Raw genomic sequence first — 23,201 nt, 5'->3', positions numbered from 1 at the left:
CGTTCCGGGGCGGGAGCGCATCTGCGCGAGCGAACCCGGCACCTCGATATGAGGCGATGAACATGTCGGGGTTCCGGGTTCGCGTTCGGCTCGCGCCGCCCGCGCCCCGGAACGACAGTTAGGTGATTGCCATTTTCTGCAAATCGACCAGCTGGCCGATGCCCTTTTGCGCCAGTGCCATCAGCTGCAGGAATTCGTCCTGCGAGAACGGCGTCTTCTCGGCGGTGCCCTGCACCTCGATGATGCGGCCGTCGCCGGTCATGACGAAATTGGCGTCGGTGTCGGCTTCGGAATCCTCGGCGTAATCGAGATCGAGTACCGGGGTGCCGTTGTAAATGCCGCAGGAAATCGCCGCGATGTTGTCGCGCAGCACCTTGTCGCCGTTGCCGTTCTTGAACATGTTCCGGCCCTTCATCCAGCCGATGCACTCGGCCAGAGCCACCCAGGCGCCGGTGATCGAGGCGGTGCGGGTGCCGCCGTCAGCCTGGATCACGTCGCAATCCACGGTGATCTGGCGTTCGCCGAGCGCTTCGAGATCGACCGCGGCGCGCAGCGAGCGGCCGATCAGGCGCTGGATTTCGACGGTGCGGCCGCCCTGCTTGCCGGAGGTCGCCTCGCGGCGGGTGCGTTCCAGCGTGGCGCGCGGCAACATGCCGTACTCAGCGGTAACCCAGCCGCGGCCCTGGCCCTTGAGCCACGGCGGCAGACGTTCTTCCAGCGTCGCGGTCACCAGCACATGGGTATCGCCGAATTTCACCATGCAGGAACCTTCGGCGTATTTGACCACGCCGCGTTCCAGCGACACGGCGCGCAGTTCATCGGGCGCACGACGGCTTGGCCGCATGGGGAAATCCTTCTCAAATCGTTAAAAGCTTGGTTGGCGTGCTTTTAGGGGGGTGGGGCGGCAGCGGCAAGGCCTGCGCGGGCCGATTGACGCATTGGGTGCTTGTATCTGGCGCTCCAGAGCGACAAGTTAGGGTCCATCACAGGAGTTGCCCCTTGGCCCATCACGACCCGATCGGCCTGATTACGCCGCATGCCGGCCTCGCCCAGCTCAACGAGCGGTCGCGCGAGATTTTTCGGCAAATTGTCGAGAGTTACCTGGCCACCGGCGAGCCTGTCGGTTCGCGCAATATTGCGCGGTTGATCACGGTTCCGCTGTCGCCGGCCTCGGTCCGCAACGTGATGTCGGACCTTGAACAGCTCGGCCTGATCTATGCGCCGCATACCTCCGCCGGCCGGCTGCCGACGGAACTCGGACTGCGGTTCTTTGTCGATGCCCTGATGCAGGTCGGCGACCTCACCGAGCCGGAACGGCAGTCAATTCAGGCGCAGCTCACCTCGGTGGGCAAGGTACAGTCGGTCGAGGCGACGCTCGGCGAGGCGCTGACCCGGCTGTCTGGCCTGACCCGTGCAGCGGCGGTGGTTTTGACCGCCAAGTCCAATTCGCGGCTGAAACATATCGAATTCGTCCGTCTGGAGCCGGAAAAGGCGCTTGTGGTGCTAGTGGCCGAAGACGGCCAGGTCGAGAACCGCGTATTGGTGCTGCCGCCCGGCGTGCCCTCCTCCGCGCTGACCGAGGCCTCGAACTTCCTCAATTCGCGAATCCGCGGCCGCACGCTCGCCGAAGCCCGGCTGGAACTGGAAACCGCTTTGGCGCAGAGCCGCGCCGAACTCGACCAACTTACCCAGAAAGTGATCTCGGCCGGTATCGCCAGCTGGTCCGGCGGCAACAACGAGGAGCGCCAGCTGATCGTGCGCGGGCAGGCCAATCTGCTGGAGGATCTGCATGCGCTGGAGGATCTGGAGCGGGTGCGCTCGCTATTCGACGATCTGGAGAGCAAGCGCGAGGTGATCGACCTGCTCGGCCGCGCCGAGACTGCCGAGGGTGTGCGGATTTTCATCGGCTCGGAGAACAAGCTCTTCTCGCTGTCCGGTTCCTCCACCATCATCGCGCCCTACAGCGATGGCGCCGGCCATATCGTCGGCGTGCTCGGCGTGATCGGGCCGACGCGGCTCAATTATGCAAGGGTAATCCCGATGGTGGATTACGCCGCGCGCATCGTCAGCCGCATGCTGGGTGGCTGATCTGCCGGTTAAGCTTGATTTTTGGGCTGCAAACCACGATATCCCGCACAGCAACCCAACAATTTGACGTGTTTTTGAGAAGGCAGCGTGATGACTGATTCCAGCGGGTCCAACGAGCATCCCGAAAAGCAGGCCCAGCCCGCCGAACCGGTGGTCTCCAAGCCCTACATCATGCCGGACGATCCGGAGCCGAACTCCGTCGAGGCGCTGACCAAGGAAGCCGCGGAATCACGCGACAAGATGCTGCGCACGCTGGCGGAGATGGAAAACCTGCGCAAGCGAACGCAGAAGGAAATCGCTGACGGCCGCACCTATGCGATCACTAACTTCGCCCGCGACGTGCTCGATATCGCCGACAACCTGCAGCGCGCGCTCGATGCGCTCCCCGCCGAGACCAAGGCCGCCGCCGATGCAGGGTTGAAGTCGCTGATTGAAGGCGTCGAGCTGACCGAGCGCTCGCTGCTCAACACGCTGGAAAAGAACGGCGTCAAGAAGTTCGATCCTTCCGGTGAGAAGTTCGATCCGAACTTCCAGCAGGCGATGTACGAAGTGCCGGATTCGTCCGTGCCTGCCGGCACGGTCGTGCAGGTCGTGCAGGCCGGATACACGATCGGTGAACGCGTGCTGCGCCCCGCATTGGTCGCGGTGTCGAAGGGCGGCGCCAAGGTCGCCGCGTCGGAGTAGCTAAATGCTGGTTGTCGTCACCCGGCTTGACCGGGTGATCCAGTAATCACTGGCCTGAGTGTACTGGTCGCCCGGTCAAGCCGGGCGATGACAGCCGGGTGTGACGCATCATCGTCGCACCCTACCCCGCCAGATCCCCCGACTGAATCCGTTTCACGCCGGCTTTCGCCATATCCGCCCAGGCCTTGGCGAGCGAGCCCTGCGTATCGATGCCGCGGCAGGCGTCTTCGATCACGTACGTATCGAATCCGGCCTTGCGGGCATCCAGCGCCGACCATGCGACACAGAAATCGGTGGCGAGGCCCGCGATGAAGACGCGCTGCAGCTTGCGCGCTTTCAGATAGCTGGCCAGACCAGTAGCGCGGCCGTCGGCTTCGTTGAAGGCCGAATAGCTGTCGGTGTCCTTGTTGAAGCCCTTGCGCAGGATCAGCTCGGCCTGCGGGATCGCGAGGTCCTTGGACAGGCCGGCGCCGTCGGTGCCCTGTACGCAATGGTCCGGCCACAGCACCTGCTTGCCGTATTTCAGATCGATGGTCTCGAACGGCTTCTTGCCGCCGTGACTGGACGCGAACGAGATGTGGCCCGGCGTGTGCCAGTCCTGCGTCATCACCACGTCGGGAAATTTCTTCGCCAGCGCATTGATGACCGGGACGACCCGGTCGCCGTCCTTCACGGCCAGGCTGCCGCCGGGCAGGAAACAGTTCTGCACGTCGATCACCAGCAGCACCGAGGTGCGGTCGAGGCTGACCTTGCCGGCCGCCCACAGCGCCTTTGGCGCGACGGCCGCCGCGGCGAGTGCGCCCATTCCTGCGAGAAGCTGACGTCGGTTGGGCATCGTGTATCTCCCTATCAGGAGCCGCCAGCAAATCACCTCGCCGGGCAGCCGTAAAGATAGCTTTCCGCGGTGGCTCGCGACGGCGAGCCAGTCCCCCGGGACGGCACGGCTAACAACTTGTTAACGGCCGTTCACTAGCGTTTCCGCAACCTCGCGGGACGCCGCTATGACCATGAATATCGAAGCCGACGCCGTCGCGCCGGACCGCCCGGCGATGGCGACCTCGCTGCTGCCGTGGCTCGCGCTTGCGGCTTTATTTGCTGCGGCGATCTGGCTGCGCCATGGCGTGGCCGCCAATACCGATGTCAGCTGGTTGCTCACCGCCGCCGAAAAGGTGATGCAGGGCGGGCGGCTTTATGTCGACGTGATCGAGACCAATCCGCCGATGGCGGTGCTGGTCTATGTTCCTGCCGTATGGCTGGCGCTGGCGTCCAGCGTGCCGGCGGAGATTGTCGTCGATGCGCTGATGTTTGTAGCGATCTTCGCATCGCTGGCGATATCGGCGCGAATCCTGAAGCCGTCGGATGTCTTGAAAGACTTGCCGCGCTGGTCGCTGGCACTTCTCGGCTTTGCCGTGCTTGCGATTTTGCCGGCGCAGACTTTCGGACAGCGCGAACATATCGCTGTCGTGGCGCTGCTGCCGATGCTCGCGGTGATCGCGCGGCGGATGCAGCGCGAGACGCCGCCGCGATGGGCGGTCGTCGTCGCAGGATTGGGCGCGGCGATCGCGCTGTCGTTCAAGCCGCAATTCGCCATCGGGATCGGCTGCGCTGTCGCCGCATCATGTTTTCACGTGCGGACGTGGCGGCATCTCTTCACCCCGGAGAACCTGATCGCCGCGGTCGCCGCCGCGCTGTATCTGGCCGGCACGATCGTGCTGTATCCGGAATTCTTTACGGTGATCATGCCGATGGTGGGCGACGTCTATTTGCAGGTCGGGCTGTCGCCGCTGGAGATGATCGATCGGCCGGCGGTGTCGCTGTGGGCGATCGCGATGCTGGCCGCATGGCTGCTGAGCCGGCGTGGTCTCGGCGCGCCGCTGTTGCTGCTGCTGTCGACTTCGGTTGGATTTGCCGTCGTGTTCCTGCTGCAGCGAAAGGGCTGGCCGTATCATTCCTATCCGATGCTGGCATTGGCGCTGCTCGGCCTCGGCGTGGCGCTGTCATCGTGTGTGCCGCAAGGCCGGTTGGGGCGCGTCTCGCGTGCCGGCGCGCTGTTGCTGCTGGCGGCGCTGTTCGCCAGATCGATGCTGTGGTTCGACGTCGCCTTTGACGCGCGCCCGCTGCAAGCCGCGGTGGCGCGGCTCGGGCTGCGTCCCGTGGTGCTGGCGATCTCAGGCGAACCGGGCATCGGCCACCCCCTCGTCCGCGCGCTCGGCGGCACGTGGGTATCGCGGCAGCAGGGATTGTGGGTTGCTGCCTATGCCGATCATCTGCGCCGCAGCGGTCCGTTGTCGCCGGACCGCGAAGCGGCGCTGGACTTTCACGGCGCGCGCGAGCGCGCGATGCTGGTCGAGGACATCAAGCGCACGCCGCCGACGGTGGTGCTGGTCGATGACCTCACCGGACACGGCAGCGCCTGGTTGGCGGCGCACCCGGATGTGGCCGATCTGCTGAAGGATTATCGCGCTACAGAGACCGTCAACCGCGTCGCGATCTTGACCCGACGCTAGCGCGGCTGGATGCCGTCGCGGACGGCGCGGAAGCGCGGGAACGCCTTCGCCCATTCCTCGCGCGGTGACGACGCGATGATGCGCATCGCGTTGTTGCCGCCGCCGAAGCGCAGCCACTGCACCACGGTGACCGGCGTATTGTCCTTGCCGCTCGTGGCATCGACGCGGGTCTCATAGCCGGCCGCGCCGTCGATCCGGATCGGCTCCGACATCGTGATGCGACCATCGCGCAGGCCGGGGATCATCGTCGCTGCCTGCTGGGCGAAGCGACCCCGGTCGTCGGCCTTTTCCGGCGCGGAGCCGACGCTGCCGATCACCATGAACGGATTGCTCTCGACCTTGGTCTCGTCCTCGGCGTCGGCGAGCAGCAGTGCTGCGCCCGGCGCCAGCGTGCGGACGGTCTTGAACTCGCTCATCTGGGTGACCTTGAACGGCAGCAACGCCAGTTGCTCCTCGACCGGCACGTCCTTGCGCACAGTGACGGAGGCGAACATCTGCCGCACCGCCTCGTCGGTGTAGATCCTCATGGCGTTTTCGGGGACCTGTACGGCGACGTAACCGGAAAAGCTGGAGCCGGGGACGATCAACGAATAACGACGGACATTGCCGGTAGCATCCTTGGCGTTTTCGACGGTGTAGTAGCCGCGGCCGGCGGCAGTCTCGATGTCTTCGGGCTTGACGGTCATGCCCGCCGGATTGCTCTTCAGCGCGTTATCGACCTCACCGAAAGCGGCGGCCGGCAGTTCGGTCATCAGCACCTTGACGCCCTGGTCGGAGGTCTCAAAACCGACGAAGGCCTTGGCGGGAGCCATGCCGACCAGCGGGGTGATTCCGACGCGGATGCCGCGCGGATAGACTGGATCGGCAGCCATCGCCGGCGAAAAGAGCTGGCCGATCGCGGCGGCGAACAAAGCGAGAGCAAACAGGGGCGCGGTATGTTTCATGTAAATCTACTGGGTTCCTATCGGGCTGTTCGACATGACGGGGCGGCGGCGACGGAGCCAAGGGGACGTTAATGAGACCTTAACCGCCCGACAGCCAACGGTCGCCCCGATCCGGCAACAGATCAAGCCACAAATCCGTTCCCGTTCGCTGCCGCGCCGATCGGTCGCGTGGCAAGCGTTAACAGCGTCGGCGGACGATATTAATTTGCGCTTTGGGCCATGTTTTCATGGGCTTTGAGTGTGGTGGGTGCCTTGCAGCCCCCACCCCCCCTCCTATATGAGGCCTACCGTCGCAATATCGCGAGCATTTGATTATTGGGGGTCTGGATTGGTGCGCCGTCAGGGCCCAGCCAACCTGCCGCAAAAAGAAGGGTATGAGGACCATGGGAAAGGTCATTGGAATCGATCTTGGCACCACGAATTCGTGCGTCGCCGTGATGGATGGCAAGACGCCGAAAGTCATCGAGAACGCCGAAGGCATGCGCACGACGCCGTCGATCGTCGCCTTTAGCGACGACGGCGAGCGCCTCGTCGGGCAGCCGGCCAAGCGCCAGGCTGTGACCAATCCCGAGCGGACCATTTTCGCCGTGAAGCGCCTGATCGGCCGCCGCTACGATGATCCGACCGTGGAGAAGGACAAGAAGCTTGTCCCCTACAAGATCGTCAAGGCATCGAACGGCGACGCCTGGGTTGAGGCCGACGCCAAGTCGTATTCGCCCTCGCAGGTCTCCGCCTTCATCCTCCAGAAGATGAAAGAAACCGCGGAAGCTCATCTCGGCGCCAAGGTCGACCAGGCTGTCATCACGGTCCCCGCCTACTTCAACGACGCCCAGCGTCAAGCCACCAAGGACGCCGGCAAGATCGCCGGCCTCGAAGTGCTGCGCATCATCAACGAGCCGACCGCGGCTGCGCTGGCCTATGGCCTCGACAAGACCAAGACCGGCACCATCGCGGTGTACGATCTCGGCGGTGGCACCTTCGACGTCTCGATCCTCGAGATCGGCGACGGCGTGTTCGAAGTGAAGTCCACCAACGGCGACACGTTCCTCGGCGGTGAAGATTTCGACATGCGCCTCGTCAGCTATCTAGCCGACGAGTTCAAGAAGGAGCAGGGCATCGACCTGCGCAGCGACAAGCTGGCTTTGCAGCGTCTGAAGGAAGCCGCTGAAAAGGCCAAGATCGAGCTGTCGTCGACCACCCAGACCGAAATCAACCTGCCCTTCATCACCGCAGACGCTTCCGGTCCGAAGCATCTGACGATGAAGCTGACCCGCGCCAAGTTCGAAGCGTTGGTACAGGACCTCGTCGAGAAGACCATTGAGCCTTGCCGCAAGGCACTCAAGGACGCGGGCCTGACCGCAGCCGAGATCGGCGAAGTGGTTTTGGTCGGCGGCATGTCGCGCATGCCGAAGGTCCAGGAAGTCGTGAAGCAGCTGTTCGGCAAAGAGCCGCACAAGGGCGTCAACCCGGATGAAGTCGTCGCGATCGGCGCCGCCATCCAGGCCGGCGTGCTGCAGGGCGACGTCAAGGATGTGCTGCTGCTCGACGTCACCCCGCTGTCGCTGGGCATCGAGACGCTGGGCGGCGTGTTCACCCGCATCATCGAGCGTAACACCACGATTCCGACCAAGAAGAGCCAGGTGTTCTCGACCGCCGAGGACAACCAGAACGCCGTCACCATTCGCGTCTTCCAGGGCGAACGCGAAATGGCGGCCGACAACAAGGCGCTCGGCCAGTTCGACCTGATGGGCATTCCTCCCTCGCCGCGCGGCATGCCGCAGATCGAGGTGACGTTCGACATCGACGCCAACGGCATCGTCAACGTGTCGGCCAAGGACAAGGCGACCGGCAAGGAACAGCAGATCCGTATTCAGGCCTCGGGCGGTCTGTCGGAAGCCGACATCCAGAAGATGGTCAAGGACGCCGAGGCCAACGCTGCCGACGACAAGAAGCGTCGTGAGGCGGTTGATGCCAAGAACCACGGCGATGCCCTGGTTCACTCCACCGAGAAGGCGCTCACCGAGCACGGCGACAAGGTCGGCGCGCCCGAACGACAGGCCATCGAAGATGCTTTGACCGACCTCAAGGAAGCGCTGAAGGGCGACGACGCCGAGGCGATCAAGACCAAGACCAACACGCTGGCGCAGGCTTCGATGAAGCTCGGCGAAGCGATGTACACCCAGCAGGCCGAGGCTGACGCTGCCAAGGATGCGGCGAAGGACGACGTGGTCGACGCCGAGTTCACGGAAGTCGACGACGACAAGCCGAAGAAGTCGGCCTGATAGACGAGGAAGATATGGCCCCCGCCTCCGTCGCGCGTAGCGCATCGCCGGGTGGGGGCCATTTTTTGTTAAGTGCTTTATTTTAAGACCAATGCTGCATTCTGGTTGATGCATGGCGTTGGGTGCTCCTCGCGATGAGGACCAATGAGGCGGATCTGACCGATGTCCACCATCAAGCGCTGCTACTACGACTCCCTGGAAATTGAGCGCTCCGCCGACGATGCGGGGCTGAAGAGCGCATTCCGCAAGCTGGCGATGAAGTGGCACCCCGACAAGAATCCGGGCGACCCGGCCGCCGAAGTGAAATTCAAGGAAATCGCCGAGGCCTACGAGATCCTCAAGGACGGCGACAAGCGCGCCGCCTATGACCGCTATGGCCACGCCGCTTTCGAGCAGGGCAACGGCGGCGGCGGTGCGGGCTTCGGCACCGGCTTTGCGTCGTCGTTCTCAGATATTTTCGAAGACCTGTTCGGCATGGCCGGGCAGCGCGGCGGGCGTGGCGGCGGCGGTGGCCGCGAGCGCGGCGCCGACCTGCGCTACAACATGGAAATCACGCTGGAGGAAGCCTTCGCCGGCAAGACCGCACAGATCGAGATCCCGGTCGCGGTGACCTGCGAAGCCTGCTCGGGCACCGGCGCCAAGGCCGGCACCAAGCCGAAGACCTGCTCGACTTGCGGCGGGGCCGGTCGTGTCCGTCAGGCGCAGGGCTTCTTCACGCTGGAACGCACCTGCCCGTCCTGTCAGGGCCGCGGCCAGATGATCGAGGACGCCTGCAAGTCCTGCGATGGCGCCGGCCGTGTCGAACGTGAGCGCACGCTGTCGGTCAACATTCCCCAGGGCGTCGAGGACGGTACCCGCATTCGCCTCTCCAACGAGGGCGAGGCCGGTACCCGCGGCGGACCGGCGGGCGACCTCTATATCTTCCTGTCGCTGGCCTCGCATGATCTGTTCCAGCGCGACGGCGCAGACCTGCACTGCCGCGTGCCGATATCGATGGTGACCGCGTCGCTGGGTGGCGAATTTGAGGTTCCGACCATCGAAGGCGGTCGCGCCAAGGTGAAGGTGCCGGCTGGCACCCAGTCGGCGCGGCGCTTCCGGGTGGCCTCGAAGGGCATGCCGGTACTGCGTTCCCGACAGATGGGCGACATGTACGTCCAGGTCGTGGTCGAAACGCCGCAGAACCTGACCAGGAAACAGCAGGAATTGCTCGCCGAGTTCGACAAGCTCTCCTCTGGTGCAACGCAACCGGAAGCCGCCGGTTTCTTCACTAAGGTCAAGGACTTCTTCGGCGCCCGTGCCGGCTGACAACGTCGCAATGCTTGACCGCTTCGACTGCGGGCTGTACCTCTTTGTGACGAAATTCTGACTTTCCGCCGTTCCGCGGACCGCCTGGAAGCGACATGCCACAGCGATCGTCCGCGCGTGCGTTAAAGAAGCCCCTCCGTCTCGATGACGAGGTTCGCTTTCTTCGTTCGTGGATAGAGAAGCCGCTGCACATGGGTGCAGTGATGCCGTCGGGCAAGGTGCTTGCCCGCACCATGGCGAGCTATGTCGACAGGGACGCCAAGGGTCCGGTCGTCGAACTCGGCCCCGGCACCGGCGCAATCACCACGGCCTTGCTGGCCCATGGCATCGAACAGAGCCGCCTCGTGCTGGTCGAATTCAATCCCACCTTCTGCGCGCTGCTGCGCGAGCGCTATCCGCAGGCGACCGTGGTGCAGGGTGACGCCTATGCGCTACGCGACACGCTGTGGGAAATCCTGAAAGAGCCGGCCTCGGCTGTGGTTTCCGGCCTGCCGCTGGTGACCAAGCCGATGCTGACCCGCCTGAAGCTGATCCGCGATGCCTTTTCGGCGATGTCGCCCGGCTCGCCGTTCATCCAGTTCACCTATTCGGTGGCGCCGCCGATCCCCAAGACGCTGCCCGGCGTATCCACAGAGGCTTCCGAGCGGGTCTGGATGAACCTTCCGCCGGCCCGCGTCTGGGTGTATCGCAAGGGCTGATCCGGCTTCGCGCGATTGGCGGGCCTGCGCTGACACGCGATCGGACTCATGGCCACGCTGAAAATTCTCGTCATTCCCGGCTCGCTGCGCACCGGCTCGCTCAATGCGAGGCTGGCCGCTGCCGCCGTAGACGGGCTCGCGCGCCTCGATGTCGATGTCACCCAAATCTCGCTCGGTGATTTCCCCCTGCCGATCTATGACGGCGACCTTGAGAGCCAGGACGGCGTGCCGAAGCACGCGATCAACCTCAAGCGCATGTTTCAGGCGCATGACGGCGTGCTGATCGTCACCCCTGAATACAATGCCTCGCTGCCGCCTTTGCTGAAGAACACGATCGACTGGGTTTCGCGCGTGCAGGATGCCAGCGAGGCTAGGGGGCAGGTGTATCGCGAGCGGCCGTTTGCGATCGCCGCGGCCTCTAACGGCAAGCTCGGCGGCACGCGCTGCCTGCAGGCGCTGCGTCTGGTGCTGTCGTCGTGTCGCGCGCTCGTGATCCCCAACCAGTTGGCACTGTCCTTTGCGGACGGCGCTTATGACGACATGGACCGGCTGAAACACCCGGCCGATATCGGTGCGCTGCAAGCGATGCTGCGGCAGCTGGTCGATGTCGCGCAGCAGATGAAGTGAGACGAGATGACGATTGAAATACCTGACCCGCGCGACCGCCTGATCGTGGCGCTGGATCTGCCGGATGTTGAAGCCGCCGAAGCGATGATCGAACGGCTCGGCGACGCCGTGACGTTTTACAAGATCGGCTACCAGCTCGGTTACGCCGGTGGACTGCCGTTGATCCGCAAGCTCGCAGACGCCGGCAAGAAGGTGTTCGCCGATCTCAAGCTGCACGACATCGGCAACACCGTCGGAAGCGGCGTCAGTAGCGTGGCGAAGCTCGGCGCGACCTTTCTCACCGTGCATGCCTATCCGCAGACCATGCAGGCCGCGGTGGAAGCGAGCCGCGGTTCGGGGATGAAGATCCTCGCCGTCACCGTGCTGACCTCCTACGACAACGACGACCTCAAGGCTGCCGGTTATCAGCTCGGCGTTCGCGATCTGGTCGAGGTTCGAGCCCAGCAGGCGCAGGCGCTCGGCGTCGACGGCATCGTCTGTTCGGCCGAAGAATCCGCCAATTTGCGCAAGCTGATCGTGCCGGACATGTGCCTGGTGACCCCCGGCATCCGGCCGGCGGGCTCCAGCACCGGCGATCAGAAGCGCATCATGACACCGACCCGCGCGATCAAGGAGGGCTCGGACTATCTCGTCGTCGGCCGCCCGGTGATGGCCGCGGCCGATCCGAAGGCGGCGGCGGAGGCGATCGTCGCCGAGATCACGACGGCGCTGGGTTAGCAAAACAACAAGGGAGAGAACGATGGCCAAGGGCTACTGGATCGCGCGCATCGATGTGCACAACATGGATGGCTACAAGGAATACGTCGCGCAGAACGGCGCGGTTTTTCACCAGTTCGGCGCCAAATTTCTGGTGCGCGGCGGGCAGCTTGAGACCCGCGAGGGCTCCTCGCGCTCGCGCAACGTCGTGCTGGAGTTCAAGGACTACGCCACCGCTCTGGCCTGCTACAATTCCACGGAATACCAGCGGCTGGTGGCAATGCGCGCGCCGCATTCCGAAGGCGACCTGGTGATCATCGAGGGCTATGACGGTCCGCAGCCGTAAGGATAAGGTCTGCGCACCGCCCTCTCCCCGCAATGGCGGCTGAGAGGGCAAAATGTCCACTTCGTGTTGCCGCAGGGCCGCTGCACCGTTATATCGCCAGTAGAACTTGAAAGGCGTGACATGACCGACATGCGATTGATCGTTGCAGGTGCTGGTGGCCGGATGGGTCGGGCGTTGATCCGCGCGATTGCCGATACCCGCGGCGCTACCGTGGTCGGCGCGCTGGAAGCGCCGACGTCCGAACTGCTCGGCCAGGATTGCGGCACGCTGGCCGGCCTGCCGGAAAACGGCGTCAAGCTGTCGGCCGACCTGTGGACGATGTCGAAGGAGGCCGACGGTATCCTTGATTTCACAGTGCCCGCCGCGACCATCGCCAATGTCGCCATCGCCGCCCAGCGCGGCATCGTCCATGTGATCGGTACTACCGGTCTGTCAGCGTCGGATGATGCGGTGATCAAGAGCGTGACCAAGCAGGCGATCGTCGTGCAGGCCGGCAATATGAGCCTCGGTGTCAACCTGCTGGCCGCTTTGGTGAAGCGCGTGGCGCAGTCGCTCGATAATGGTTTCGATATCGAAATCCTCGAGATGCACCACAAGGCCAAGATCGACGCGCCGTCGGGTACCGCCTTCTTGCTGGGTGAAGCCGCGGCCGCCGGTCGTGGCATCGTGCTGGCCGAGAATTCGGCGCGCGGCCGCGATGGCATCACCGGCGCGCGCAAGACCGGCGACATCGGTTTTGCCTCACTGCGCGGCGGCACCGTCACCGGCGATCACACCGTGATCTTCGCCGGCCCCTATGAGCGCATCGAGATTTCGCACAAGGCGGAGGATCGCATGATCTTCGCGCATGGCGCGCTGAAGGCAGCGATGTGGGCGCACGGCAAGAAGCCCGGACTGTATTCGATGGTCGATGTCCTCGGGCTCGGCGATTTCTAATAGATCGGAATGACTTAATGAACGACCGTCTTCTCGTCCTCGTGCGTCACGGCCAGAGCGAATGGAATCTGAAGAACCTGTTCACCGGCTGGAAGGACCCCGCCCTCACCGAGAAGGGAGTCGCTGAAGCCAGAGAGGCCGGCCGCAAGCTGAAGGCGCAGGGGCTGACCTTCGATATCGCCTTCACTTCGGCACTGTCGCGCGCGCAGAAGACACTCGATCTCGCGCTGGAAGAAATGGGCCAGACCGGTCTGCCGATCACCCGTCACCTGGCGCTCAACGAGCGCGATTACGGCGATCTCTCCGGCCTCAACAAGGACGGCGCCCGCGAGAAGTGGGGCGAAGAACAGGTTCACATCTGGCGCCGTTCCTATGACGTGCCGCCGCCCGGCGGCGAAAGCCTGAAGGACACGCTGGCCCGTACACTGCCGTATTACGTGCAGGAAATCCTGCCATGTGTGCTCCGCGGCGAACGCACGCTGGTCGCCGCCCACGGCAACTCGCTGCGCGCGCTGATCATGGTGCTGGAGAAGCTGTCGCCGGAAGGCATTCTCGCCCGCGAACTGGCGACCGGCATGCCGATCATCTACCGGCTTAATGCGGACGCCACGGTGGCGTCGAAGCTCGATCTCGCAGGTTGAAACACTGTCATTCCGGGGTACGCGCAGACGGCGAAGCCGGATGGGCGTGAACCTCAGCCACTCTAATTGGAGTGGCGGGGAATCCCGACATGTTCATCGCCTCAGATCGGGATTCCGGGTTCGCTCGAGCTGTTGCTCTCGCGCCCCGGAATGACAGCTAAATCGCTCCCACCTGACCCGCCTCCCAGCCGATCATCGCCTGCTTCCGCGTGATGCCCCAGTGATAGCCAGTCAGTGCGCCGGATTTTCCGAGCGCGCGGTGGCACGGCACCACGAAGGAGATCGGATTCTTGCCGACTGCCGCGCCCACCGCGCGCGACGCCTTCGGGCTGTCGATATTCTGCGCGATGTCCGAGTAGCAGACGGCGCGGCCCATCGGGATTTTCAGAAGCGTCTCCCACACCCGAACCTCGAAGTCGGTACCGATCAGCAGCACGCGCAGCGGCTGTTCTGGATTCCACAGGCTGGCGTCGAAGATGCGCCGCGCCATCGCGGCCGTGCCGGCGTGGTCCTCGATGAACGTCGCGCGCGGCCAGCGCCGCGCCATGTCCTCGTAAGCGGGTTTTTCCTCGCCGGGGTCGGAGAAGGCGAGGCCGGCGAGGCCGCGCTCGCTGGAGATCACGATCGCCGTGCCGAACGGGCAGGGGTGGAAGCCGTAGCGTAATTCCATGCCGGCGCCGCCGGTCTTCCATTCGCCCGGCGACATCGCCTCATGTGTCACGAACAGATCGTGCAGCCGGCCCGGCCCGGACAGGCCGGAATCCAGCGCGGCGTCGAGTACGCTGGCGGAATCCCGTAGCAGGCTTTTCGCGTGGTCGAGCGTCAGCGCCTGCATGAAGGCCTTCGGCGTCAGCCCGGCCCAGCGCCGGAACAGATGATGCAACTCGTCCGGCGTCACATGGGCGGCTTCCGCAATGGATTCGATCGCCGGCTGCGCGCGCCAGTGGTCCGAGATGTAGCCGATGGCGCGGCGTACGCTGTCATAGTCGCGCAATGCGGCGTCCTGCGCGCCCGGCCGGCTCAGTTGCGGATCAGTCATGACGATGTTTCTGGCAAGGTTGATCATACTCCCGGTGTAGCTCTGGCCGGGACGGAGGACCACCCGATTTCCGACGGAGCATCATGTCAGCGGATTATACGTCGGGCCGCGTTTGGCAGCCTGCAGCGCCGCCATCAACGCCTTGACGAAGCTCGCCTTTTCCTCGGCTCCGAGAAACCGCGCGATCGAGATGCGGCGGCCCTTCGAGACCAGGAACAGCTGCTCGATGCCGAATTCAGGGTGGCTGACCTGTTCGATCTGCACCCATAGCGGATTGAGAATCCATTCCACGACATGGCCGCGATGGCTGACCCGCCTCACGCGGATCTCTGACGGGGTGACCGTGATTTGCTCGGTGGCGTTGCCGCGGCGGTAATTGACGCGAAACGCCCAGTAGATCGCCAGCGCGTCGAGGCCGAAAAAACCGAGCACCGGCCATGCGCCCATGATCAGGAAGGTCAGCCCGGCGGCGAACGAGACCGCGCAGACAAAACCCATCAGCACGAAAAAGCCGTTGCGGCTCAACGCGCGATGCGGACGCAGCAGCGCCGAGAACAGTTCCGGCTCCGCGCTATCGTCAAAAACGTTGCCCGATGTCATCGGCTGCCAGTATATCCCGATGATGCCGAAAATCACCCGCAAGTTGCCCGCCAAATCCGTCGTCAAATCTCTGGCTGCGAAGCCGGCACCGGCGAAAAAGCCGAAGAAGCTGAAGCCCTGGACGGCGGCCGAGGTGCACGAGGCGTTTGCGCGCTTTCACAAAGTCAATCCGGAGCCGAAGGGCGAGCTCGAACACGTCAATCCATTTACGCTGCTGGTCGCGGTGGTGCTGTCGGCGCAGGCGACCGACGCCGGCGTCAACAAGGCGACCCGCGCATTGTTCGCTATCGCCGACACCCCGCGAAAGATGATCGACCTCGGCGAGGAGGAAGTGCGCAACTACATCAAGACCATCGGTCTGTTTCGCACCAAGGCGAAGAACGTGATCGCGCTGTCCGAAAAGCTGATCGCCGAATTTGGTGGCGCGGTGCCGCGCAGCCGCGAGGCGCTGGAGTCCCTGCCGGGCGTCGGCCGCAAGACCGCGAATGTCGTGCTCAACATGGCCTTTGGCGAGCATACCATGGCGGTCGACACCCATGTGTTTCGCGTCGGCAATCGCACCAACATGGCACCGGGCAAGAATGTGCTCGACGTCGAGCTCGAGCTGGTGCGGGTGATCCCCGGCGAGTTCATGATGCACGCGCACCACTGGCTGATCTTGCATGGCCGCTACACTTGTCTGGCGCGAAAACCGCGCTGCGAAGTGTGCCTGATCAACGACCTGTGCCGCTGGCCGGAAAAGACGGTGGCGTAGCGCTCCGTCCTATCCAAGACATTGCGAGGAGCCCTTGCGACGAAGCAATCCAGCTCTTTTCGCGCTTGAGGCCTTCTGGATTGCCGCGTCGCGGAGTTTATCATCGGGCCGGCGAAGCCGGACCCGTTGGCTCCTCGCAATGATGTGGAGGGTCTCTGCCTAAGCTACCGGAATTCTTTCCCGCCGCGTCGGCTCGATCAGTTCCGGCCGCGGGCCGCTCAGCTTCTTGTGCAGATGCACCATGAAGGCCATGCCGAACAAAGGCGTGGCGAGGTTGACGATCGGGATCGAGACGAAGGCGGCGATGATCAACCCGCCGATGAATACCGTCATGCCGTGCGCCTGGCGCATCGCCTTGGCTTCGGCGGGGGGGCGAAACCGCATTGCGGCGAGTTCGAAATATTCGCGGCCGAGCAACCATGCGGTGGCGATGTAGAACACGATGAAGCCGGCGCCGGCGAGGAACACGAAGGGCAGCGCGATCAGGTAGACCAGAATGGTGAGCAACGCGGTCTTGATGCCTTCGGTGGCGGCGATGCCGAATGGCAGAACGGTGCCCGGGCGCTCGGCGGGATAGTGCTCGCGCTCGACGATATCGGCGACGTCATCGACGAATACGCTGGCGACCAGCGAGGTGATCGCCGGCATCAGGAAAATAGCGCCGGCCAGCACGCCGAGCCCGGCGGCGATCGACAGCATCCAGGCGAAAATATCCAGCGTGGTGTGGAAGCCCGGCCCGAGCACCTGCTCGGCCCAGACCTCGCCGGACGTGGCGAGCCAGCTAAGCCCCCGCTGCATGCCGATGCCGAGCACGACGATCAGCACCAGCGCGAGCCCGATCGACTTCCACAGGATGCTGCGCATCGGCGGCGACAGGATCTGCGATAGCGCCTTGGCGGCGGCGGTGAACATGCGGCATCCCTTGCGTTGATAGGCTTGCAGAACTAGCGACGGAGCGGGGCTTCGGCAAGGGCGTCCCGGCACCTTGCGGAACCCGTCGCACGCGGTGTGGCGTTCACGGCGCGTCGCAGGCGCTTGCATCGCAGCAACGACTTTTCTGGACGGCCGGCCTTATTGCAGTACTCTGCCAAAAAACAACCGTCAGGGAGGGGAAGCATCGTGGCTATCAAGTTCGCGCGTCCGTTTGCATTCACTGTTGCCGCCATCGGCCTGTTGCAGGCCGCGGCGCCAGCCTTCGCGGAGGAGAAGATCACCGTCTGGTTCAGCAAGGGCTTCTACCGTTCGGAAGACGATTCGCTGATCGCGGCGATCAAGAAGTTCGAGGCGAAGACCGGCATCAAGGTCGAGCTGTCGCAATACGCCATCCAGGACATGATCCCGAAGACGGTGGCCGCGCTGGATTCCGGTACGCCGCCGGATGTCGCTTATGCCGATACTTATGACGTGCAGGCGTCCGGCAAATGGGCGTTCGAGGGCAAGCTCGAGGACCTCACCGACATTCTCGCCCCGATGAAATCGGCCTTCGCGCCGAACACCGTCGAGACCGCGTTCCTCTATAACGACGTCACCAAGAAGAAGGCCTATTACGGCTTCCCGCTGAAGCAGCAGTCGATGCATGTGCAGATCTGGAGCGACATGCTGGAGCAGGCCGGCTTCAAGGTCAGCGATATCCCGACCGACTGGAAGGGCTATTGGTCGTTCTGGTGCGACAAGGCACAGCCGGCCTATCGCAAGGCATCAGGGTCGCGCGCTTACGGCGTCGGCCAGCCGATGGGCGTGGAATCCACTGACTCCTTCCAGTCCTTCTACACCTTCATGGATGCGTACAACGTCAAGCTGGTCGACGACGACGGCAAGCTGCTGGTGGACGATCCCAAGGTGCGCGAAGGGCTGATCGGCGCGCTCAGGGATTATACCGACACCTACATCAAAGGCTGTTCGCCGCCGTCCTCGACGACGTGGAAGGACCCCGACAACAACGTCGCCTTCCACAACAAGACGGTCCTGATGACGCACAACTTCACGATCTCGATCGCGGGCAAGTGGTACGAGGATTCGCAAAACCAGGCACTCACGCCGGAGCAGCGCGCCGCCGGCAAGAAGGCCTATGAGGAAACCATCGTCACTGCAGCATTCCCCGCCAAGCCGGATGGCACGCCGATCAAGTACCGCTCGGACGTCAAGACCGGCATGATCTTCAGCGCCTCGAAGAACAAGCCGCAGGCCAAGGAGTTCGTCAAATTCCTGCTGCAGGAGGAAAACCTGCAGCCTTATGTCGAAGGCGCGCTCGGCCGCTGGTTTCCGGTGACGATCGCGGGGCAGGCCAGCCCGTTCTGGCAGGCCGACCGGCATCGCAAGGCGGTCTACAACCAGTTCACCGCGGGCACCTCGACGTTCGATTTCGTCAAGAACTACAAGTTCACGATTCTGAACAACGAGAACGTCTGGGCCAAGGCGATGAACCGCGTGGTCAGCGAGAAGGTGCCGGTCGATAAGGCGGTGGACGAACTGATCGCGCGCATCAAGCAGGTGGCGGGATAAACTGTGTCGTTCCGGGGCGCGAGCGGCGCAAGCCGCGAGCGAACCTAAGCCACTCCAATTGGAGTGGCGGGGAACCCAGAGATGTTCAACACCATCTCCGGGTTCCGGGCCTGCGCCATCCGGCTTCGCCGTCTGTCGCGTCCCGGAATGACCGTTTTCGGTTATGTTGAACTACATCTGCAGGGCATGCCATGACGGCAATCACGCTCTCTACTCCTGAAGCAACAAGGCGACCGTGGGCGTCGCGGCTGTCGACGCCGCTTGTGTGGGGGCTGGCGCTGTTGACGCCGTATCTGCTCGTGTTTCTGGCCTTCGTCGTCTACCCCGTCAGCTACGGGCTGTGGCTGGCGCGGCATCCGGCGAGCTATGTCGCGCTGTACAACGATCCGATCTTCGCGCGCGCGGCGATCAATACGCTGATCTTCCTGGTGATCGGCATCAATCTGAAAATGCTGATCGCACTGGCGCTGTCCGGCTTCTTCATCCAGCAGCGCGCCTGGATCCGCTGGCTGTCGGTGCTGTTCATCCTGCCTTGGGCGGTGCCATCGATCCCGACCATTCTGTCGGTGCGCTTCATGTTCAACCCCGAATGGGGCGTGGTCAATCACCTGATCTTCAAGTTCACCGGCGAGGACGGTCCAAACTGGCTCAACGATCCGGCGATTGCGCTGACGATGGCGATCGGCATGCACATCTGGAAATCACTGCCGTTCTGGACGCTGATTCTGATGACCGGGCGGTTGGCTATCCCGCAGGACCAGTTTGAGGCTGCGGAGGTCGATGGCGCCAATGGCTGGCAGAAATTCCGCTTCGTCACCTGGCCGTCGATGCGCACGCTGTATCTGACTTGCACGTTGCTCTCGATGATCTGGACGCTCGGCGATTTCAACAGCGTCTATCTCCTGACCGGCGGCGGTCCGGCCGATCTCACGCATGTGCTGGCGACGTTGGGCATCCGCTATCTCCGGCTCGACCAGCTCGATCTGGCGATGGCCGCGATCGTCTGCGCGTTGCCGCTGGTGTTGTCGCTGGTGTATTTCATGATGAAACGGCTTTCCCGATGAAAAGCGCCATGAAAAGCCTGTCGCTGCGCGATGTCGGCACCGAGGCAAAGTTGCTGCTGATCGGCTTGCCCGTGCTGATTTGGACGATGTTGCCGATCTACCATCTGGTGCTGTTCGCGATCTCGCCGAAGGAGGACGCCTTCGCCGGAAAATTATGGCCGGATCATCCGACGCTGCATAATTTCGGTATCGTGTTTCGCCAGCAGCACTATTTCCTGCGGGACTTTTGGGCGCAGTTCTGGAACTCGACGGTGATAGCGTTGGCGGTCGGCGCGCTGACGTTGTTTGTCGCGACCTGCGCGGCGTTCGCGATCTCGCGGCTGCGCGTGCCCGGCGGACGCACCGTGATGAACCTCGCGCTGTTCACCTACTTCATCCCGGCGGCGTTCCTGGCCGTCCCGATGTACCGTACGATGGGCACCTACGGCCTGCTCAACAATCACTGGTCACTGATCCTGGCGATGGTGACGATCGCCTCGCCCTATGCGATCTGGGTGCTGAAGCAGGCCTCCGACAAGCTCCCGGTCGAACTCGACGAGGCGGCGATCATGGATGGCGCCACGCCGATGCAGCTGTTCCGGCTGGTCTACCTGCCTCTGATGCTGCCCTCATTGGTGGCGATCGGCACCTATGCGGTGCTGTTGGCATGGAACGAATATCTCTACGCCTTCCTGCTGCTGTCGAAGGACACCGAGATCACGCTGCCGGTCGCGCTCGGAAACTTTCTGGCCGCCGACGATTCGCCCTGGGAATTGCTGATGACGACGGGTCTGATCTACGCGCTGCCGCCGGCCGCGATGTACTATGCGTTCCGACGCTACATGGTCGGCGGGCTGACGGCGGGCGCGGTGAAGTCTTAGGCGCTCACGCGACCAACCGAATCCGGGCTCTCACCCCTTCGCCAGAAATCTCCGCTTCCGGCTCAGCCGCTTCAGGACCGAGCGGCGGCGGTGCTGTGCCCGTTTCGGGAAAGGGACCGAAGGAGTCCGCTACCTCCCGGAGCGGTTTTTGCTTGTCGGCCCAGTGCAGCGCCGTGTAGTCGAAGCCGAGCGCGATGGTCGGCTTGACGATCTCGAAATAGGGCGAGATGTCGAAGTCGCGCGGCATGTACAGCGAGGAATCGCGGATGTGCAGGATTTCACGGCGCGCCTTCCGGCTGCCGCCACGGGTGATCTTCGGCAGGATCGGATAGCGCACTGCGTCGAACGCTTGCGCGATCAGCGCCGAGCAGATGATCTTGGTGGGATCGCCGGAGCCGAACGCGATCATGCGGCGGCGCCAGCGTTGCGGCACCGGCAGCGGGATCAGGAAGCGCATCAGGTCGACGATATTCTTGGTATCGTAGCCGAAGCCGATCCGGTTGATAGCGTAGCGGCACACGGTGTGGCGGTCCTCGAAGGACAGCCCGACGGGGCGGCACATGCGCGTATGATACGGGAAATACTTCGACAGCGGCGCCGAGGTGACGCCCTCGCCGATATTGGCCTCGATCAGCACATGTGGCTCGCCGTCGGGCTCATTGGCGCCCTCGATCGGCCCGACATAAAGCGCGGCATGCGACCAGGTCGATTGCGTGAGGTATTTGATGATGCCGGAGACGCGGTTGTTGCCTTCGACCAGCAGCACGTCGCCTCCCATGATGACGTTGTGCAGCCGTTCCGGATCACTCGGCGTGAACGGCTCGTAGCCCGGCACTTCCTTCTGCAGATAGGCCGCGATCCATTGTCCGACCGTATCGAGCATGATGCCCATCTTGTTCACTCCCCCATGCGGTTCGTATCGACCGCTTTTCCCGGTCTCGATGCTGCGCCCACACCATTTCAATTTGGTTCATGCCTTCGTGGCATTGCTTACGCCTGATTCACCATGAGAGTTGCTGGGCCTATCCGGATACGGCAAGTTCGCGGGACGTTCTCTAGCATCACAAAGTTTCGGAAACCATGCCATGACAATTTCCCGCCGCGATCTGCTGTCGGCCTCGGCGGCATTGACGCTGGCGCCGCTGTTCGGCGCAAGGGCCTGGGCCGCGCCGCTGCCGCGGGAGGCGGACATCGTGGTGATCGGCGCTGGCGCTGCCGGCATCGCCGCGGCGCGCCGGGTGATGGCGGCAAACCGCAAGGTGATCGTGCTGGAGGCCTCCGGCCAGATCGGTGGCCGCTGCGCCACAGATGCCACCACCTTCGAGGCGCCGTTCGACCGCGGCGCGCGCTGGCTGCATTCGCCGGACACCAATGTGCTGCTCAAGCTGGCGCGGCCGGCCGGCATTGACGTCGCCCCGTCGCCGCCTGCGCAACGCCTGCGGATCGGTCGCCGCAATGCGCGCGCCGGAGAGACCGAGGACCTGCTGGCGACCCTGGTGCGCGGCAACCGCGCCATCGACGAGGCCGCGCGCAAGGGCGATGTGTCCTGCGCCGCAGCACTGCCGAAGGATCTCGGCGACTGGGCCGGCACCATCGATTTCGTGCTCGGCGGCTATGCTACCGGCAAGGACCTCCGCGACCTCTCGGCGCTGGACCAGTTCCGTGCGCAGGACCGCACGGTTGCCGTCGCGACGCGGCAGGGGTTGGGCACGCTGATGGTGAAGCTCAGCGACGGCGTGCCGGTGGCGCTGTCGACCCCGGCGACGCGGGTGACGTGGAGCGGGCGCGACATCGGCGTGGAAACGCCGAGCGGCCGGATTGCGGCACGCGGCGTCATCCTCACGGTGTCATCGAACCTGCTGGCGTCCGGCGCTATCAAATTCACGCCCGAGCTGCCGAAGCGCCAGCTCGATGCGGCGTCGAAGCTCGGCCTCGGCAGTTATGATCGCATCGCGCTGCAGCTCGACGGCAATCCGCTCGGGCTTGGCCGCGACGAGCTCATGATCGAGCAAAGCATGGATGCGCGGACCGGCGCACTGTTCGCCAATATCGGCGGCACCTCGTTATGTACGGTCGATGTCGCCGGCGGCTTCGGCCGCGGCCTCGCGTTGCAAGGCGAGGGGGCCATGGCGGGCTTTGCGGTGGAATGGCTGACGAAACTGTTCGGCAGCGATATCAAGAAGGCGGTGAAGCGACAGGCCGCGACCAACTGGAATGCGGCGCCGTTCATCCAGGGCGCAATGTCCGGCGCGGCGCCCGGCGGCCAGGGCTCGCGCCGCGTGCTCACCGAGCCGATAGGCAATCTGTTTCTCGCCGGCGAAGCCACCCACGAGACGCTGTGGGGCACCGTCGATGGCGCCTGGGACAGCGGCGAACGCGCGGCGGAAGCGGCGCTGGCGCGGCTTGCGCCGCTGAAGCAGGCGGAGCCCGTGAAGCCGGCGCGGCCGGCGAAGCGGCGGTCGCGCTCGAGCGGGATCGGCGCGGAGTAGCCGCGCCGGGTCTGCTGCGCGCTATACCGGCAGTGTGAGCTGCATCAGGTCCTTCGCGATGACGATCCTGCCGGAAAAATGTTTCGCAGCGCCCTCGCGCCAGTTGTCATCGGTCACTTCCGGGTCGTCGCCCGGCACG

At 64.0% G+C, this 23,201-nt stretch carries 23 protein-coding genes; 16 read left to right on the top strand and 7 right to left on the bottom strand.

Annotation, left to right across the window (positions count from 1 at the left end):
• Positions 1–118: 118 nt before the first annotated feature.
• On the bottom strand, positions 119–844 hold the full coding sequence (rph, locus tag JWQ24_RS20485) for a ribonuclease PH (RefSeq protein WP_299812017.1): 726 nt from the start codon (positions 842–844) through the stop codon (positions 119–121).
• A 155-nt stretch (positions 845–999) separates the two neighbouring features.
• Here rph and hrcA point away from each other — a divergent pair, with 155 nt between their 5' ends.
• Both hrcA and grpE read left to right on the top strand, forming a co-directional pair.
• Complete coding sequence (gene hrcA / locus JWQ24_RS20480) at positions 1,000–2,088, top strand: heat-inducible transcriptional repressor HrcA (RefSeq protein ID WP_299812015.1); 1,089 nt, start codon at positions 1,000–1,002, stop codon at positions 2,086–2,088.
• A gap of 90 nt (positions 2,089–2,178) precedes the next feature.
• Positions 2,179–2,772, top strand: a complete 594-nt coding sequence (gene grpE / locus JWQ24_RS20475) for a nucleotide exchange factor GrpE (protein WP_299812013.1) — start codon at positions 2,179–2,181, stop codon at positions 2,770–2,772.
• Positions 2,773–2,893: 121 nt separating this feature from the next.
• Here grpE and pncA read toward each other — a convergent pair whose 3' ends face one another.
• Complete coding sequence (gene pncA / locus JWQ24_RS20470; RefSeq protein WP_299812011.1) at positions 2,894–3,607, bottom strand: bifunctional nicotinamidase/pyrazinamidase; 714 nt, start codon at positions 3,605–3,607, stop codon at positions 2,894–2,896.
• A gap of 166 nt (positions 3,608–3,773) precedes the next feature.
• Between pncA and JWQ24_RS20465 the strand changes: the two genes are divergently transcribed.
• Positions 3,774–5,279, top strand: a complete 1,506-nt coding sequence (locus JWQ24_RS20465) for a hypothetical protein (RefSeq protein ID WP_299812009.1) — start codon at positions 3,774–3,776, stop codon at positions 5,277–5,279.
• On the opposite strand, the gene JWQ24_RS20460 is transcribed toward JWQ24_RS20465, so the two are convergent.
• Positions 5,276–6,223, bottom strand: coding sequence for a hypothetical protein (locus JWQ24_RS20460; RefSeq protein ID WP_299812007.1), 948 nt, complete (start codon positions 6,221–6,223; stop codon positions 5,276–5,278). The genes JWQ24_RS20465 and JWQ24_RS20460 overlap by 4 nt on opposite strands.
• Before the next feature lie 383 nt (positions 6,224–6,606).
• On the opposite strand from JWQ24_RS20460, the gene dnaK reads away from it, so the two are divergent.
• From dnaK to JWQ24_RS20420, 8 genes are all read left to right on the top strand, one after another.
• Positions 6,607–8,505, top strand: a complete 1,899-nt coding sequence (gene dnaK, locus JWQ24_RS20455; protein WP_299812005.1) for a molecular chaperone DnaK — start codon at positions 6,607–6,609, stop codon at positions 8,503–8,505.
• 162 nt (positions 8,506–8,667) lie between these two features.
• Positions 8,668–9,810, top strand: a complete 1,143-nt coding sequence (gene dnaJ, locus JWQ24_RS20450) for a molecular chaperone DnaJ (protein ID WP_299812003.1) — start codon at positions 8,668–8,670, stop codon at positions 9,808–9,810.
• A 95-nt stretch (positions 9,811–9,905) separates the two neighbouring features.
• Positions 9,906–10,508 (top strand): rRNA adenine N-6-methyltransferase family protein, encoded by a 603-nt coding sequence (locus JWQ24_RS20445; RefSeq protein WP_299812001.1) that lies wholly within the window; start codon positions 9,906–9,908, stop codon positions 10,506–10,508.
• 48 nt (positions 10,509–10,556) lie between these two features.
• The gene (locus JWQ24_RS20440) at positions 10,557–11,135 is read left to right on the top strand and encodes an NAD(P)H-dependent oxidoreductase (RefSeq protein ID WP_299811999.1); all 579 of its coding nucleotides are present in this window, start codon (positions 10,557–10,559) and stop codon (positions 11,133–11,135) included.
• 6 nt (positions 11,136–11,141) lie between these two features.
• A complete protein-coding gene (gene pyrF / locus JWQ24_RS20435) occupies positions 11,142–11,852 on the top strand; it encodes an orotidine-5'-phosphate decarboxylase (RefSeq protein WP_299811997.1) in 711 nt (236 codons plus the stop codon).
• Positions 11,853–11,874: 22 nt separating this feature from the next.
• A complete protein-coding gene (locus tag JWQ24_RS20430; protein ID WP_299811995.1) occupies positions 11,875–12,177 on the top strand; it encodes a DUF1330 domain-containing protein in 303 nt (100 codons plus the stop codon).
• A 120-nt stretch (positions 12,178–12,297) separates the two neighbouring features.
• Positions 12,298–13,113 carry a 4-hydroxy-tetrahydrodipicolinate reductase gene (dapB, locus tag JWQ24_RS20425; RefSeq protein WP_299811993.1) on the top strand — a complete coding sequence of 272 codons (816 nt, stop codon included), beginning with the start codon at positions 12,298–12,300 and terminating at the stop codon, positions 13,111–13,113.
• A 17-nt stretch (positions 13,114–13,130) separates the two neighbouring features.
• Positions 13,131–13,754 carry a 2,3-bisphosphoglycerate-dependent phosphoglycerate mutase gene (locus tag JWQ24_RS20420; protein WP_299811991.1) on the top strand — a complete coding sequence of 208 codons (624 nt, stop codon included), beginning with the start codon at positions 13,131–13,133 and terminating at the stop codon, positions 13,752–13,754.
• A 157-nt stretch (positions 13,755–13,911) separates the two neighbouring features.
• Here the strand turns inward: JWQ24_RS20420 and JWQ24_RS20415 are convergent, their stop codons facing one another.
• Together JWQ24_RS20415 and JWQ24_RS20410 are read right to left on the bottom strand one after the other, a co-directional pair.
• On the bottom strand, positions 13,912–14,793 hold the full coding sequence (locus JWQ24_RS20415; RefSeq protein WP_299811989.1) for a bifunctional helix-turn-helix domain-containing protein/methylated-DNA--[protein]-cysteine S-methyltransferase: 882 nt from the start codon (positions 14,791–14,793) through the stop codon (positions 13,912–13,914).
• Between the two features lie 81 nt (positions 14,794–14,874).
• On the bottom strand, positions 14,875–15,393 hold the full coding sequence (locus JWQ24_RS20410; RefSeq protein WP_299811987.1) for a DUF2244 domain-containing protein: 519 nt from the start codon (positions 15,391–15,393) through the stop codon (positions 14,875–14,877).
• Between the two features lie 22 nt (positions 15,394–15,415).
• On the opposite strand from JWQ24_RS20410, the gene nth reads away from it, so the two are divergent.
• Positions 15,416–16,147, top strand: a complete 732-nt coding sequence (gene nth, locus JWQ24_RS20405; protein ID WP_299812032.1) for an endonuclease III — start codon at positions 15,416–15,418, stop codon at positions 16,145–16,147.
• A 159-nt stretch (positions 16,148–16,306) separates the two neighbouring features.
• Here nth and JWQ24_RS20400 read toward each other — a convergent pair whose 3' ends face one another.
• Positions 16,307–17,059, bottom strand: coding sequence for a sulfate transporter family protein (locus JWQ24_RS20400; protein WP_299811985.1), 753 nt, complete (start codon positions 17,057–17,059; stop codon positions 16,307–16,309).
• Positions 17,060–17,272: 213 nt separating this feature from the next.
• Here JWQ24_RS20400 and JWQ24_RS20395 point away from each other — a divergent pair, with 213 nt between their 5' ends.
• The 3 genes from JWQ24_RS20395 (at position 17,273) to JWQ24_RS20385 (ending at position 20,573) form a co-directional block, all read left to right on the top strand.
• The gene (locus JWQ24_RS20395) at positions 17,273–18,649 is read left to right on the top strand and encodes an ABC transporter substrate-binding protein (protein WP_299812030.1); all 1,377 of its coding nucleotides are present in this window, start codon (positions 17,273–17,275) and stop codon (positions 18,647–18,649) included.
• 191 nt (positions 18,650–18,840) lie between these two features.
• Positions 18,841–19,713: a sugar ABC transporter permease gene (locus tag JWQ24_RS20390; protein ID WP_299811982.1), complete on the top strand. Its 873-nt coding sequence runs from the start codon at positions 18,841–18,843 to the stop codon at positions 19,711–19,713.
• A gap of 8 nt (positions 19,714–19,721) precedes the next feature.
• Positions 19,722–20,573 (top strand): carbohydrate ABC transporter permease, encoded by an 852-nt coding sequence (locus tag JWQ24_RS20385; protein ID WP_299811980.1) that lies wholly within the window; start codon positions 19,722–19,724, stop codon positions 20,571–20,573.
• Between the two features lie 4 nt (positions 20,574–20,577).
• Here JWQ24_RS20385 and JWQ24_RS20380 read toward each other — a convergent pair whose 3' ends face one another.
• The gene (locus tag JWQ24_RS20380) at positions 20,578–21,465 is read right to left on the bottom strand and encodes a YiiX/YebB-like N1pC/P60 family cysteine hydrolase (protein WP_299811979.1); all 888 of its coding nucleotides are present in this window, start codon (positions 21,463–21,465) and stop codon (positions 20,578–20,580) included.
• A gap of 193 nt (positions 21,466–21,658) precedes the next feature.
• Between JWQ24_RS20380 and JWQ24_RS20375 the strand changes: the two genes are divergently transcribed.
• Positions 21,659–23,062 (top strand): FAD-dependent oxidoreductase, encoded by a 1,404-nt coding sequence (locus JWQ24_RS20375; RefSeq protein ID WP_299811977.1) that lies wholly within the window; start codon positions 21,659–21,661, stop codon positions 23,060–23,062.
• Positions 23,063–23,201 lie beyond the last annotated feature (139 nt).

The sequence above is a fragment of the Tardiphaga sp. genome (assembly GCF_028290495.1).
Taxonomy (GTDB): Bacteria; Pseudomonadota; Alphaproteobacteria; order Rhizobiales; family Xanthobacteraceae; genus Tardiphaga.
This window is presented reverse-complemented; position numbering and strand designations above follow the sequence as displayed.

Bases quoted from the DNA above. Each gene is read 5' to 3' on its own strand.
- rph (WP_299812017.1), bottom strand. From the start codon at position 844: ATGCGGCCAAGCCGTCGTGCGCCCGATGAACTGCGCGCCGTGTCGCTG.
- grpE (WP_299812013.1), top strand. From the start codon at position 2,179: ATGACTGATTCCAGCGGGTCCAACGAGCATCCCGAAAAGCAGGCCCAG.
- pncA (WP_299812011.1), bottom strand. From the start codon at position 3,607: ATGCCCAACCGACGTCAGCTTCTCGCAGGAATGGGCGCACTCGCCGCG.
- JWQ24_RS20465 (WP_299812009.1), top strand. From the start codon at position 3,774: ATGACCATGAATATCGAAGCCGACGCCGTCGCGCCGGACCGCCCGGCG.
- JWQ24_RS20460 (WP_299812007.1), bottom strand. From the start codon at position 6,223: ATGAAACATACCGCGCCCCTGTTTGCTCTCGCTTTGTTCGCCGCCGCG.
- dnaK (WP_299812005.1), top strand. From the start codon at position 6,607: ATGGGAAAGGTCATTGGAATCGATCTTGGCACCACGAATTCGTGCGTC.
- dnaJ (WP_299812003.1), top strand. From the start codon at position 8,668: ATGTCCACCATCAAGCGCTGCTACTACGACTCCCTGGAAATTGAGCGC.
- JWQ24_RS20445 (WP_299812001.1), top strand. From the start codon at position 9,906: ATGCCACAGCGATCGTCCGCGCGTGCGTTAAAGAAGCCCCTCCGTCTC.
- JWQ24_RS20440 (WP_299811999.1), top strand. From the start codon at position 10,557: ATGGCCACGCTGAAAATTCTCGTCATTCCCGGCTCGCTGCGCACCGGC.
- pyrF (WP_299811997.1), top strand. From the start codon at position 11,142: ATGACGATTGAAATACCTGACCCGCGCGACCGCCTGATCGTGGCGCTG.
- JWQ24_RS20430 (WP_299811995.1), top strand. From the start codon at position 11,875: ATGGCCAAGGGCTACTGGATCGCGCGCATCGATGTGCACAACATGGAT.
- dapB (WP_299811993.1), top strand. From the start codon at position 12,298: ATGACCGACATGCGATTGATCGTTGCAGGTGCTGGTGGCCGGATGGGT.
- JWQ24_RS20420 (WP_299811991.1), top strand. From the start codon at position 13,131: ATGAACGACCGTCTTCTCGTCCTCGTGCGTCACGGCCAGAGCGAATGG.
- JWQ24_RS20415 (WP_299811989.1), bottom strand. From the start codon at position 14,793: ATGACTGATCCGCAACTGAGCCGGCCGGGCGCGCAGGACGCCGCATTG.
- JWQ24_RS20410 (WP_299811987.1), bottom strand. From the start codon at position 15,393: ATGACATCGGGCAACGTTTTTGACGATAGCGCGGAGCCGGAACTGTTC.
- nth (WP_299812032.1), top strand. From the start codon at position 15,416: ATGCCGAAAATCACCCGCAAGTTGCCCGCCAAATCCGTCGTCAAATCT.
- JWQ24_RS20400 (WP_299811985.1), bottom strand. From the start codon at position 17,059: ATGTTCACCGCCGCCGCCAAGGCGCTATCGCAGATCCTGTCGCCGCCG.
- JWQ24_RS20390 (WP_299811982.1), top strand. From the start codon at position 18,841: ATGACGGCAATCACGCTCTCTACTCCTGAAGCAACAAGGCGACCGTGG.
- JWQ24_RS20385 (WP_299811980.1), top strand. From the start codon at position 19,722: ATGAAAAGCCTGTCGCTGCGCGATGTCGGCACCGAGGCAAAGTTGCTG.
- JWQ24_RS20380 (WP_299811979.1), bottom strand. From the start codon at position 21,465: ATGGGCATCATGCTCGATACGGTCGGACAATGGATCGCGGCCTATCTG.
- JWQ24_RS20375 (WP_299811977.1), top strand. From the start codon at position 21,659: ATGACAATTTCCCGCCGCGATCTGCTGTCGGCCTCGGCGGCATTGACG.